The sequence below is a fragment of the Verrucosispora sp. WMMD573 genome, assembly GCF_027497175.1.
Lineage (GTDB): Bacteria > Actinomycetota > Actinomycetes > Mycobacteriales > Micromonosporaceae > Micromonospora.
This window is the reverse complement of the sequence record NZ_CP114901.1, coordinates 1,433,222-1,446,240: the sequence shown is the minus strand read 5'-3', so window position 1 is coordinate 1,446,240 and position 13,019 is coordinate 1,433,222. Positions and strand designations below refer to the sequence as shown.

Genomic DNA, 13,019 nt, shown 5'->3' with positions numbered 1-13,019 from the left:
CGGGGCAAGACCGCATGACGGCGAACAGCACCCGCCAACGCGACGGGCAGAGCATCATAAAGAAAGTCGGAAGCCACCCCGCGCCCGTGCGGTTTCCGCAGCGAGGGTTGTAGCGCGACTTCAGGGTGATCCGTTGTTCGCTGCGACCCGTCCGCACGTCGTCCGTACACGACTGCGGCCGGCCGCCGGCTCGGCCCCTGAACACCGGCTCGTCGGATGCGGCATGTCGTGGTTTCCGGCGCCAGGGATACCGCGACATGCCGCAGACCGCGAGCGCCGAGGGCCGATTGCCGAGCGCCGGACGCCGATGCCCAGGTGGCGGAGGTACCCACAAAACGGCGGCAGTGCCTCGGGGATTCGCCGTGGTTTCGGCTTCAACGGGGTCGCCGGATACGGCAGGATGCACGGTCATGAGCACGAAGTCGACGCCAGGCATCGATGGATCGGGTGCCCCCGATCACCCGTCCCGCTCCGACGGCTTCGTCCGGGGGCTCTCCGGGCTGATCGGCGGTCCGCTCGGCGACCACGCGGTCGCCCGCGACCGGCCCATCGGCGCGGAGAATCGGTTCTGGACGGCGGTGCGGATCGTCCTGGCGCTGACCTGCCTCACGCTGGCCCTGCACTGGGTGCAGAAGTCGCCCTGTCAGGACGGCGCGTGGGCGAACAACGAGCAGTACACCCGCTTCTGCTACACCGATGTGCTGGCGCTCTACTACGCCGAGCGCCTCAACGAGGGCGCAGTGCCCTACCGGGACCACCCGGTCGAGTATCCGGTGCTCACCGGGTACTTCATGGGGGCGCTCGGGCTGCCGGTCCACGCGGCCGGCGACGGCAATCCGGACATGAACCAGGGCCAGTGGTTCTACAACCTCAACGCCCTGGTGCTCGGTGCGCTGGCGGTGGTCACCGTGGCGGTGATCCTGGCGCTGCGCCGTCGCCGCCCGTGGGATGCCGCGCTCTTCGCGCTCGCCCCCGCGCTGTTGCTCACCGCCACCGTCAACTGGGACTTCCTCGCCATCGGGCTCGCCGCGTTGGGACTGCTGCTCTGGGCGCGCTCCGGGCCGGGCCCGAAGGGGACGATGCTTGTGGCGCTCTCGGGAGTGCTGCTCGGGCTCGGTGGCGCGGCGAAGATGTGGCCGCTGTTCATCCTCGGGCCGATCCTGGTACTCGCGTTACGTGCCAACCGGATCCGGGCCGCGCTGCTGTCCATCGGCACGGCCGCGGCGACGGTGGTGCTGGTGAACCTGCCGGCGGCGATACCGTACCGGGACAACTGGGATCGCTTCTTCGAGCTGAACACCACGCGTCCGATCGACTGGGGCACCTTCTGGTACATCGGTCGCTACCTGGACGGGAAGTTCGGCGACCCCGCCAACATCGGACCGTTCCAGTGGCTCGACGCCAACATCCCCACGCTCAACTACCTGTCGTACGCCCTGTTCGGACTGGCCTGCCTCGGCATCGGCGCGCTGGCGTTGCTGGCACCGCGACGTCCCCGACTTGCCCAGCTCGCCTTCCTGGTGGTCGCCGCCTTCCTGATCTTCAGCAAGGTCTGGTCGCAGCAGTTCGTGCTCTGGCTGCTGCCGCTGGTGGTGCTCGCCCGGCCCAAGTGGGGAGCGTTCCTCGTCTGGCAGGCCGCCGAGGTCTGCTACTTCATCGCCTTCTACGGCCAACTGCTCGGCACGGCGACCGGCACGCCGGTCTTCCCGGAGGGCGTCTTTGTGCTGGCCGCGACCCTGCGCCTGGCCGCCGTGGTGGCCCTGGTCGTGCTGGTCGTCCGAGAGATTCTGCACCCGGAGCAGGACGCGGTACGCCGTACCTACGCCGACGACCCGGACGGCGGCCTGCTCGACGGCACCCCCGACGCCCCCTGGCTGGATCGATGGCGAAGCCGCCGGGCCGCCGAGCCGACGCCGACCCCGGTGGCCGCAACCACCTGACCCGGTGGCGCGCTAGCGCTCGACGTTCAGAGGCGGAAGACGACGACGGCGTCGATCTCCTCGCGGGTGATGCCCAGCCCGTCGACCGGTGCGTCGACGCTCACCTCCCACGGGGTGCCGGCGATCTTGTCGCGCAGCACCAGCACGTTGTCCACGCCGAGCGTGCGCAGATAGTCGACGCTTGTCTGATCGGGAAAGGTCATGGTGACCCGGCGTACGTCGTCGAGTTGACGTGGGGTGAAACCGCTGCCGCCGTTGACGATGTCCTGGAATCGCGTGGTCGACCACAGCATCACCGGTTGGTCGTGGTTCTGCCCGCTGGGCAGCACGAGCAGCGGGCCGTCGACCGAACGCATCGCCGCCGGCTGCGCCGGCACCACCGGGTGAGGTGTGGTGTTGGTGCCCTCGGCGATGACCAGCAGCAGCGGCACCAGGGTCGCCAGGCGTAGCCAGGGGCTCGGCCAGGAGGGAATCCGCTCGGCGGAGATCTCTCGGACCCGTTCGGCGAACGCGCTGACCGCCCCCGCCGCGAGCAGCCCGAGCAGCAACGTCGCCCACAGCATCATCCGGCCCGGCGTCCGGATGCCGCTCCAGCCGGGCAGATGGTCGAAGAGCGGTACGTAGGTGAAGCGACCGCCGAACAGCTCGGTACCCATCGACAGGGCCATCGCGACCAGCACGCCGGCGAGCAGCAGGAGCCGTTGGCGGAGCTTCCAGATGGAGAAGAACAGCCCGCCGAGGGCCAGCGCGTACAGCACGAAGCCGGGCAGCAGGGTCATCTCCGGGTGCCACGGCAGTAGCGACCGGGCGCCTTCGTGCAGCCCGCCCCAGAGGCGGGACTCGGCCGGGGCGGTGACGAAACCGGTCGCGGGCGGCGAGAAGATGGCGATGTCGCCGATTGTCCGTTCGGCGTTGGGGTGCAGCTGGGTGACGGTGAAGTACGGGATGGCCATCAGGACGCCCACCCCGGCGAAGATCAGCCCGCCGATCAGGTCGGCGACGAACAACCGCTGACCGAAGGGGCGCTTGAGTCGCCAGAAGATCCGTTTCGCGTACCAGATGATGGCGGCGACCAGCACGGCGCCGGCGAGGACGTACGCGAACGGCAGGCCGATACCGAATCCGAGGCTGAGCTGCCAGGCGGCCACCAGCCAGCCGGCGTACACCCAGCCCTCGTGTCGGCGCTCCGGTCGGTAGCCGTGCCGCAGCGACCAGCCGTGGCCCCGGGCCAGCATGGCCAGCGCCAGCGGAATGCCGCCGTTGGAGACCACGTGCAGGTGGCCGGCCTGGGCCAGGAGCCACGGCGCGTAGGCGTACGCGGCACCGACCACCGCGGCGCCCGTCCGGCTGGCGCCGAGCTGCCGGGCCAGCACGTACGCGCCGAAGGCGGCGAGGGCGTGTGCCAGCACGAACATGATGTTGTAGCGAACGAGGGCGGCCTCGGGGCCACTGCCGATCATGCCGGCCGGCGCGTACCCGAGCAGGGTGTCCGAGAAGGCGAAACTCCACCGTTCCGGGAAGAACGCGTTGGCGTGCCAGAGCTGGGCCGGTTCGGTCAGCAGGATGTGCCCGGACCAGGCCATCTGCCAGGCCTGGAGGCTCGGGTCCCAGTAGTCCTGCGGCAGCGTGTGTGCCGGGTAACGAAGTGTCGGCCAGGTCATCAGCACGGCCAGCGCCAGCGACGCGACGGCGGCCAGCGTCCACTCGTGGATCAGCAGCCGGCCGACCCGCCGGCCCAGCCGCCCGTACCGGGTGGGCACCGGCTCCGGTGCGGGCCCGAAGGCGGCCCACGGGTCCGGCTTGCTCTCGCCCTCCGCCGGGGTGCCGTCGGGCTTGCTTCCGTCCGTTGCCGGTTTGCCATCGGGCGTGCCGCTGTCGCCCGCGCCGGCCCCGTCGCCGCCCGCCGTCTTGCCGGCCTCGTCCTTCTTCCCCGGCCCGTCCTGGTCGCCGGCTCTGCTCTTGGCGCCGACCTCGCTCTTGGCGTCGGCCGTGTCCACGGTGTTGGTCTTGCCCTGGTCGGCGGTCTTACCCAGGGCAGCCTCGTCCTGGTCGGCGTCGTTGAAGGCGCTCGCCGGGACACCGTTGGGGTCGCGCCGGCTCTGCGGGTCGGTGCCGCCGGGCGTCGGACCATCGGTGGCCCGGGCGTCGCGCGAGGTCGGCCTGGGGCCGCCGGAGGCGGACTGGTCCGTGGTCATCGTGCTCCGGTCTCCCCGTCGAGTTGCCGACGCAGGAAAGCGATGTCGTTGCCCTGCCCCTCGACGCCCCCGGGCGTCTCCACGATGACCGGCGCGTCCGCCGCGCGGATCACCGCGACCAGGAGCTCCGGGTCGATCGTCCCACCCGACAGGTTGTCGTGGCGATCCCGCCCCGACCCGAACCCGTCCTTGGAGTTGTTGGCGTGTACCAGGTCGATCCGGCCGGTGATCGCCTTCACCCGATCGACCAGACCGAGCAGTTCCTCCCCGCCGGCATGGGCGTGGCAGGTGTCCAGGCAGAACCCGACCTGCTGGTCACCGACGGCGTCCCAGAGCCGGGCGAGCGCATCGAGCCGGCGGGCGCAGGCGTTCTCGCCACCGGCGGTGTTCTCGATCAGCACGGGCAGCCCGAAGCCACCCGACTCGGCCGCGTACGACAGCGCCTTTCGCCAGTTGTCGAACCCGGTCGCCGGATCGTCACCCGCGTTCACGTGCCCGCCGTGCACCACCAGGCCCTTGGCGCCGATCGCCGCGGCCGCTCTGGCGTGCGCGAGCAGCAGCTTGCGGCTGGGGATCCGGATGCGGTTGTTGCCGGTGGCGACATTGATGACGTACGGCGCGTGCACGTACACGTCGACTTCGGCACCGATCAGCGCTGCCGCGTCGGAGCGGGGCTGCGGCGACTTCCAGCCCTGAGGGTCGGAGAGGAAGAACTGCACGGCGTCCGCTGCTCGGGCGATCGCCTCCGCCAGCGGGTCGGTCGGATCGACGTGGGCTCCGATACGCATGCAGGCGAGCCTACGTCCCGCCACCGACGGGTGGGCCGACCGCCCGCTACCTGGCCGCGTCACCGACACCGGCGGCAGTCGTTGATGCCAATGGATCCTCAGGTCAAGACGACACAGCAGCACTTGGGATAAAAATGTCGGTAATTCTAGGATTTGCCCCATGAAGCACCGGCTTCCGCGATAACGTCAGGTAACAACGTGATAAAGCTCCGCGGGGCGTCTCCGGTCCAACCTCATCGGTGTGGTCGTTCCTCCCCAGGTCCCACCCAAGGAATGCGGACCAGGCGCCCCGCGGCCCCGTGACCGGGGGTCCGTGCCGACAGCGACGTCGGCACGGACCCCCGGTTCGCTGTGCGTCGTCACCTCGGTGATGGTGATCGTCAAGGCCGGGTATCCTGGTCCGGTTGTCCCGTCCCGGCCGGGTTCCCCCGGCACCGGAACGGGCCACGACGCACGACCTCCTGCCACGGAAGGACCGTGGCCGCCTAGCCCACAGGAGGTGAGCACGTCTTGCGTCATTACGAGATCATGGTGATCCTCGACCCCAGCCTCGAGGAGCGCACCGTCGCCCCGTCGCTCGACACGTACCTGAACGTGATCAGGACCGCGGGTGGCTCGGTGGAGAAGACCGATGTGTGGGGCCGCCGACGCCTCGCCTACGAGATCAACAAGAAGGCCGAGGGCATCTACGCCGTCATCGACCTCCAGGCGACGCCGGAGGCGGTGGCCGAGCTGGACCGCCAGCTGCGGCTCAACGAGTCCGTGCTGCGTACGAAGGTCCTCCGGCCGGAGATGCGCTAGCAAACCCACCCCGGCCCCACCCGGATCAGCCTCACCGTCGCTGTCGGAGGGTTCTGAGAACCTGTACGGCGGAACGGATGAGCGCGCGAGGAGTTGGTCATGGCAGGAGACACCACCATCACGGTCATCGGCAACCTGACCGATGACCCCGAGTTGCGGTTCACCCCCTCCGGTGCCGCGGTCGCCAAGTTCCGGGTCGCCTCGACGCCCCGGTTCATGGACAAGGCATCCGGTGAGTGGAAGGACGGCGAGCCGCTGTTCCTTTCGTGCACCGTCTGGCGGCAGGCCGCGGAGCACGTCGCGGAGTCGCTTCAGCGCGGCGCCCGCGTCATCGTCTCGGGCCGGCTGCGTCAGCGGTCGTACGAGACCCGCGAGGGTGAGAAGCGCACCGTCATCGAGCTGGAGGTCGACGAGATCGGCCCGTCACTGCGCTACGCCACGGCGAAGGTGCAGAAGATGTCCCGGTCCGGCGGCGGTGGCGGCGGCTTCGGTAGTGGTGGCGGTGGTGGCCAGGGCGGCGGAGGCAACTTCGACGACCCCTGGGCTTCGGCCGCACCGGCTCCCGCACGTTCGGGTGGCGGCAACTTCGACGAGGAGCCTCCGTTCTAATGGCGCCGAGCGCCCGTGATCGTAAACCAGGAGCAAGAGCAATGGCGAAGGCTGCGGCACTGCGCAAGCCGAAGAAGAAGGTGAACCCGCTCGACAAGGACGGGATCACCTACATCGACTACAAGGACACCGCGCTGCTGCGCAAGTTCATCTCCGATCGCGGCAAGATCCGCGCTCGGCGGGTGACCGGCGTCACCTCGCAGCAGCAGCGGCAGATCGCCCGTGCGGTCAAGAACGCCCGTGAGATGGCGCTCCTGCCGTACACCGCGACGGCCCGCTGAGAGAGGCACCGACATGAAGATCATCCTGACTCAGGAGGTGTCCGGGCTCGGTGCCCCGGGCGACATCGTGGAGGTCAAGAACGGCTACGGCCGTAACTACCTGCTCCCGCAGGGCTTCGCGATCGCCTGGACCAAGGGCGCGGAAAAGCAGGTCACCCTCATCAAGCGGGCCCGCTCGGCCCGTGAGATCCGCGACCTGGATCACGCCAACGAGGTGAAGGCGCAGCTTGAGGCCCTCAAGGTGACCCTGAAGGCCCGTGCCGGTGAAGGCGGTCGGCTCTTCGGCTCGGTCACCCCGGCCGAGATCGTCGACGCCGTCAAGGCGGCCGGTGGTCCGGCTCTCGACCGGCGGCGGCTGGAGGTTTCCGGCCACATCAAGTCGATCGGGTCGCACCCGGTGCGGATCAAACTGCACCCCGAGGTGACCGCCACGTTCAATCTCAACGTCGTGCAGGGCTGAGTCCCGGCCGGCAACTGACGCAGGGCCCGCACCGTGCACCGGTGCGGGCCCTGCGTCGTTGTTCGTGAAGTACCGGATCATCCGATGGGTTGGCCGGTCACCGCGCTGATCATCACCGTCGAGAGGCCGCCACCCACCACGGCGGCGGCGAGCGCCACAGTGGTCGGACGCCAGGTCGTACCCACCCGACGCAGCAGTGTCGCGATCGCCAGGCTGCTGGCCAGGGCCAGGCCGAAGCGCGGCAGCCCGCCCACCATCGCCCCGAACGCCCGCGCCCGGGGTGACTCGCAACCACCGCCACTGATGTCCGTCACGCAGCCCACTGGCGGCGCCCCGTCCAGGGTCAGCAACCAGACGAAGACCACAACCGCCGGCAGGACGTAACAGGCTGCGGTGTAGAGCAGGGGCAGCCAGGGGCCGCCCGGATCGGGATCAAGCAGGTCGTCTTCCAGCCGGTGGTTCCAGCCGGCGTTGCCCACCGACTCGATGCGGCGTCGTACCGCCGCCATGCCTACCGGCCGAGCCTGCGGGACCGCAGCAGTACCCCGCCTGGCCACCGGGCGGGGGCGCGGTGCCGTGTAGCTCACCACCGGTGACCGGGGTGCCGAGGCCGGCGCGTCAACCCAACGCGGATCGTCACCGGCCAACCGGGTACCCGGCCAAAAGGTCGCCTGCGGCGGCTCCGGCTCGGATCGGCTGCTCCACGACCACTGCTGCGCACCGGGTGCGCCATCCGACCGGGGACGCTCCGTACGATCACGGTCCGGCTCGGAGTAGTCCTCCCACCTGTTGCGGTCCCGCTGCCGTTCCCGTCGATCAAGCTCGGGATCGCGGTCCCACTGGCCCGTGCTGTCCGGCTCCAGCCACTGCTCCGACGCCGACGACTGAAGCCACTGGCTCGTGCTGTCGGCGTCCCAGGGATCAACCAGGCCGGAATCGGCACGACGATCCAGACCGGTGGGCTGCTCCCAGGCGTGCATACCGGAGGCGTCCCACGGATCCACCGCAGGTCGGTGCGGTGCCGGCTCCGCCGTCCGCTCCCAGGGTTCCGCAGTCCGTTCCCAGGGGTCCACTGCCGGACCGGGTGCCGGCTCGATCGCTCGCCGCCGACGTCGAGGCGTCGGATCGACGGCCGGCTCCGAGTCGGAGGTCTGCTGGCCCTCGTCCTCCAGGCCGGACCAGGTCACCTGGCGTCGGCGGGACTGGGCGCGGCGAGGCCGACTCTGCGGCGCCACCCCCGAGACCGGATCGTCCTCCTCGGCCCGGCGGCTGCCGACGTACCCCTCCTCCTGCGGAGTGTCGAAGGTCCACTCACGGGTGTGGTCGGACTGCGGCACCACCGCTGGCGACGAGGCGATGGCGCGGGGCGGCGGATCACGCCAATCAGCCTCAGCGGAGCGCCGGCTCCGACTGGCCCGGGAAGCCCCCGACGCTCGCCAGCCGCCATCGCCGTAGTGCGGCCGGTCATCGTCGTCATCGTCGTCCGGCGCGGCATGCCGACCGCCACCGTCGACGCTGCTGACTCCCGATTCCAGGGCCCAGCGCGGCAGATACGGCTCGGCCGGCTCCTCCTGGCCGCGCTCGATCGCCCGCCGACGACTCGGGGTGCGGTAGCGCTCGGCTGCCGAGTCGTAACGGTCGGCCCGTGAATCCTCGACGGGCTCGGCCCACGAAGCGGTCGGTCGCCGCTCGCGCGGACCGTCCTCCCCGCGTGCCCAGTCCCGGTAACTCACGGCCGGAGCGTGACCCTTCTCAACCGAAAGTGCAATCCGCTGTGCAGGTGTAGCCGTTGGGTACCGATCTTACGGGAGGTTCAGGACAAAGCCCTACCCGGAAATTCCCTCCACAGGCTGGGGAAAAAGTTTCCGCAGGTCACTGGCATCCTGGCGAGAATTTCCCCATCCGTTATCCACACCCTGTGCACACGCTGCGCACATGGTTGTCCACCTGAGTCCACAGGTTGTCCCGAGGCTCGTCCACCGCCACGGTTGAGCGGCTGACCTCGCAGTCCGTATGGTTGCCACCGACCTGCTGATCCGATGGCCCCCGATCGAAGCGGCCGGTTGAGTTGTCGCACCCGGGCGGTAAGCCTGGAACCGATCCGACGCAGTGGAGGGGGGCCCGGTGTCGGTCACCGACGACAGGCGGACGGAGTCGTTCCCGGGCAGCGGGCAGCAGTCCGGCGACGGGCCGCGCGACGGTCAGTTCGACAAGACGCCGCCGCAGGATGTCGCCGCGGAGCAGTGCGTCCTGGGCGGCATGCTGCTCTCCAAGGACGCGATCGCCGACGTCGTCGAGATTCTCAAGACCAACGACTTCTACCGGCCGGTGCACGCCACCATCTTCGACACCATTTTGGAGATCTACGGCAGGGGCGAGCCGGCCGACGCCATCACCGTCGCGGCGGCACTTGCCGACTCCGGCGATCTGGCCCGTGTGGGCGGGGCGCCGTACCTGCACACGTTGATCGCGAGCGTGCCGACCGCGGCGAACGCCGCCTACTACGCGCGCATCGTCAGCGAACGCGCGGTGCTCCGGCGACTGGTCGAGGCCGGCACCCGGATCGTCCAACTCGGCTACGGCACCGCGAGCGGTGGCAGCCGGGACGTGGACGACATCGTCGACCTCGCCCAGCAGGCCGTCTACGACGTCACGGAACGACGGGTCAGCGAGGACTTCGCGGTCCTGGCCGACATGCTGCAACCGACGCTCGACGAGATCGAGGCGGTCGGCGCCCAGGGTGGCGTGATGACCGGCGTACCAACCGGCTTCACCGACCTGGATCGCCTGCTCAACGGGCTGCACGCCGGTCAGTTGATCATCGTGGCGGGGCGACCTGGCCTTGGCAAGGCGCTGGCACTCGACACACCCCTGCCGACCCCCACCGGCTGGACGACGATGGGTGAGGTGCAGGTAGGCGATCAGCTGATCGGTGCGGACGGCCGCCCCACCACCGTCACGCACGCCTACGAGGTGCGCCACGACCGCCCCTGCTACGAGGTCGAGTTCTCCGACGGATCAGTCATCGTCGCCGATGCCGAGCACCTGTGGACGACGACCACCCGGGCCGCCCGCCGCCGACAGAATGAGCTCCGGCCGCGCGACCAGTGGGATACCTCGGCACGCGCCAAGGCGGCAGCCGTACACCGGGCTGTCACCGCCATCCCCGACCGGCTTGTCACCCACCGGGAAGCCGTGGAGATGGGCATCGCCGTCACTACCGAACACATCGCCGCGACACTGCGGCATCCGGCTGACGGGCGCGCAAACCACGCGGTGACCAATGCTCAACCGCTGGCCCTTCCCGCCCGCGAGGACCTGCCGATCCCCCCGTACACGCTTGGCGTGTGGCTTGGCGACGGGCACTCGGCAGGCGCCCGGTTCACGTCGGCGGACCCGGAGATCGCACAGTACGTCGAAGCCGATGGCTTCGTCGTGGCCCCGGGAAGCTCGTTCACCGGGCTGCTTCGAGCCGCCGGTGTCCTGAACGACAAGCACATTCCGCAGCCTTACCTCCGAGCGTCGGAGGAGCAGCGACGGGAGCTGCTGGCGGGACTGCTCGACACCGACGGTACCGCTGCGGCAGCCGGACACGTTCAGTACACCACCACCTCGGAGCGGATAGCCGAGGATGTGTACGAGCTCGTCGTCAGCCTGGGCTACCGATGCTCGATCGACCGCAAGCGAGTCAACGGCCGTACCCCCGAAAGCTCGACGGCTTTCACATTGAGCTTCTCGACGGCGGACGAGGTATTCCGGTTGACCAGAAAGCGGGAGTCGCATGCTACGCGCCGACACACGGTCGGCCGGGCGGGTAGCCGATCCCGCTACATCGTGGATGTGCGACAGGTGCCGAGTGTCCCCGTGCGGTGCGTCACGGTCGACAACGAGGATCACCTTTACCTGGCCGGTCGATCAATGATTCCCACGCACAACAGCACCGCGAGCATGGACTTCGCGCGCAACGCCGCGATCCGTGCCAACCAGGCATCGGCGATCTTCTCGCTGGAAATGAGCAAGGTCGAGATCGTCATGCGGCTGCTCTCGGCCGAGGCCCGGGTGCCACTGCACGTGCTGCGAAGCGGGCAACTGTCCGATGACGACTGGACCAAGCTCGCCCGGTGCATGGGTGAGATCAGCGAGGCGCCACTGTTCGTCGATGACACACCCAGCATGAACCTGATGGAGATCCGGGCGAAGGCCCGTCGGCTCAAGCAGCGGCATGACCTCAAGTTGATCGTGGTCGACTATCTCCAGCTGATGACCTCGCCGAAGCGTACCGAGAGCCGGCAGCAGGAGGTCGCGGACCTGTCGCGTGGCCTGAAGCTGCTGGCCAAGGAAGTCGAGTGTCCGGTCATCGCGGTCAGCCAGCTGAACCGTGGCCCGGAGCAACGTACCGACAAGCGCCCACAACTGTCCGATCTACGTGAAAGTGGGTGCCTGACCTCGGATACGAGAGTCATTCGAGCGGACGACAACTCCGAGGTCACTCTTGGTCAACTTCTGGCCGAGGACGCGCGGGACATCCCGGTCTGGGCGTTGGACGAGAGTCTGCGGTACACGCCGCGAACAATGACGCACGTCTTCCCGAGTGGCCGTCGCGAGGTGTTCCGGATGACGTTGGCGTCGGGGAAGCAGATCGATGCGACGGCAAATCACCCGTTCCTCACCTTTGCTGGCTGGATCCCACTCGGCGAGTTGAACCCTGGGACACGTCTGGCGACGCCCCGCCATGTACCAGCGCCCTTGGACGTCCGAGCCCTGCCGGAGGCCGAGGTGGTGCTCATGGCTCACCTGCTGGGCGACGGATCGTTCGTACGGCGTCAGCCCATTCGCTACGCCAGCGTCGATGAGGCGAACCTGCAGGCGGTATCGGAAGCAGCCAGGCATTTCGGTGTCACCGCAGTCCGGGACGATTACCCGGCTGCCCGGGTCACCACTCTCCGGCTCCCGGCCCCGTACCGGCTTGCTCGAGGACGGCGGAATCCCATCGCCGAGTGGCTGGACGGCTTCGGGCTCTTCGGCCTCAGATCACACGAGAAGTTTGTGCCACCGACGTTGTTCGGCCTGCCCAAGGGCCAGATCACCCTGTTCCTACGACACATCTGGGCGACCGACGGGTCCGTGCATGTGAACAAGTCCGGGCGTGGCGGGCGCGTCTACTACTCGTCCACCAGCCGGCGACTGGTGGAGGACATCTCCCGGTTGCTGCTCCGGTACGGCATCACCGCTCGGTTGAAAACCGTGCCGGCGGCGCGATACCGCACCCAGTACACGCTCGACATCTCCGGACGTGATGACCAGTTGCGCTTCTTGCGCGAGATCGGAGTGCACGGTGAGAGGTCGGCCGAGTGCGAAGCACTACTCGCAGCCCTAACGTTGACGAGCAGCAACACCAACGTCGACACGGTTCCGCGTGAGGTCTGGGAACGCGTTCGCGAGATCCTCGTGGACAACGCCATGAGCCACCGCGAGTTTGCCAGTGCGATCGGTACCCAGTTCTGCGGAAGCACGCTCTTGAAGCATGCACCGAGCCGTTCCCGGCTGGCGAGTATCGCCCGGACTCTCGACGCCGCCGACCTCGATCTGCACGCCACGAATGACATCTTCTGGGATGAAATCGTGTCCATCGAGTCCATCGGTGACCGTGACGTCTTCGATGCCACCGTGCTCGGTACGCACAACTTCGTCGCCAACGGGATCGCCACGCACAACTCCATCGAGCAAGATGCTGACGTAGTCATACTTCTGCATCGGGACGACTACTACGACAAGGAGTCGCCGCGGGCCGGGGAGGCGGATTTCATAGTCGCTAAACACAGAAATGGCCCGACTGACACTGTGACGGTCGCCGCCCAGCTGCACCTGTCGCGCTTCGTGGACATGGCGATCGTCTGACCGCTCAGCCGAGCACCGGGAACCGGGCGGCCAATGCACCGAGATCG

General features: G+C 68.7%; 9 protein-coding genes. 6 read left to right on the top strand and 3 right to left on the bottom strand.

The features are described 5' to 3' along the window. Window positions 1–410: 410 nt before the first annotated feature. The gene (locus O7601_RS06690; RefSeq protein WP_281565348.1) at window positions 411–1,940 is read left to right on the top strand and encodes a glycosyltransferase 87 family protein; all 1,530 of its coding nucleotides are present in this window, start codon (window positions 411–413) and stop codon (window positions 1,938–1,940) included. Window positions 1,941–1,966: 26 nt separating this feature from the next. Here O7601_RS06690 and O7601_RS06685 read toward each other — a convergent pair whose 3' ends face one another. Next, window positions 1,967–4,135 (bottom strand): hypothetical protein, encoded by a 2,169-nt coding sequence (locus O7601_RS06685; protein ID WP_281565347.1) that lies wholly within the window; start codon window positions 4,133–4,135, stop codon window positions 1,967–1,969. Next, the gene (locus tag O7601_RS06680; RefSeq protein ID WP_281565346.1) at window positions 4,132–4,923 is read right to left on the bottom strand and encodes a deoxyribonuclease IV; all 792 of its coding nucleotides are present in this window, start codon (window positions 4,921–4,923) and stop codon (window positions 4,132–4,134) included. The genes O7601_RS06685 and O7601_RS06680 overlap by 4 nt, the downstream gene beginning before the upstream one ends. A 510-nt stretch (window positions 4,924–5,433) precedes the next feature. Here O7601_RS06680 and rpsF point away from each other — a divergent pair. The 4 genes from rpsF (at window position 5,434) to rplI (ending at window position 7,074) form a co-directional block, all read left to right on the top strand. Continuing rightward, complete coding sequence (rpsF, locus tag O7601_RS06675; protein ID WP_093409369.1) at window positions 5,434–5,724, top strand: 30S ribosomal protein S6; 291 nt, start codon at window positions 5,434–5,436, stop codon at window positions 5,722–5,724. 99 nt (window positions 5,725–5,823) lie between these two features. After that, a complete protein-coding gene (locus tag O7601_RS06670) occupies window positions 5,824–6,333 on the top strand; it encodes a single-stranded DNA-binding protein (protein WP_164448791.1) in 510 nt (169 codons plus the stop codon). A gap of 41 nt (window positions 6,334–6,374) precedes the next feature. Then, complete coding sequence (gene rpsR, locus O7601_RS06665; RefSeq protein ID WP_007073789.1) at window positions 6,375–6,614, top strand: 30S ribosomal protein S18; 240 nt, start codon at window positions 6,375–6,377, stop codon at window positions 6,612–6,614. Between the two features lie 13 nt (window positions 6,615–6,627). Next, window positions 6,628–7,074, top strand: a complete 447-nt coding sequence (gene rplI, locus O7601_RS06660) for a 50S ribosomal protein L9 (protein WP_281565345.1) — start codon at window positions 6,628–6,630, stop codon at window positions 7,072–7,074. A 77-nt stretch (window positions 7,075–7,151) separates the two neighbouring features. Here rplI and O7601_RS06655 read toward each other — a convergent pair whose 3' ends face one another. Further along, on the bottom strand, window positions 7,152–8,807 hold the full coding sequence (locus O7601_RS06655) for a hypothetical protein (RefSeq protein WP_281565344.1): 1,656 nt from the start codon (window positions 8,805–8,807) through the stop codon (window positions 7,152–7,154). 376 nt (window positions 8,808–9,183) lie between these two features. Between O7601_RS06655 and O7601_RS06650 the strand changes: the two genes are divergently transcribed. Then, window positions 9,184–12,972: a replicative DNA helicase gene (locus O7601_RS06650; protein ID WP_348650233.1), complete on the top strand. Its 3,789-nt coding sequence runs from the start codon at window positions 9,184–9,186 to the stop codon at window positions 12,970–12,972. Window positions 12,973–13,019: the final 47 nt, after the last annotated feature.

Bases quoted from the DNA above. Each gene is read 5' to 3' on its own strand.
- O7601_RS06690 (WP_281565348.1), top strand. From the start codon at position 411: ATGAGCACGAAGTCGACGCCAGGCATCGATGGATCGGGTGCCCCCGAT.
- O7601_RS06685 (WP_281565347.1), bottom strand. From the start codon at position 4,135: ATGACCACGGACCAGTCCGCCTCCGGCGGCCCCAGGCCGACCTCGCGC.
- O7601_RS06680 (WP_281565346.1), bottom strand. From the start codon at position 4,923: ATGCGTATCGGAGCCCACGTCGATCCGACCGACCCGCTGGCGGAGGCG.
- O7601_RS06670 (WP_164448791.1), top strand. From the start codon at position 5,824: ATGGCAGGAGACACCACCATCACGGTCATCGGCAACCTGACCGATGAC.
- rpsR (WP_007073789.1), top strand. From the start codon at position 6,375: ATGGCGAAGGCTGCGGCACTGCGCAAGCCGAAGAAGAAGGTGAACCCG.
- rplI (WP_281565345.1), top strand. From the start codon at position 6,628: ATGAAGATCATCCTGACTCAGGAGGTGTCCGGGCTCGGTGCCCCGGGC.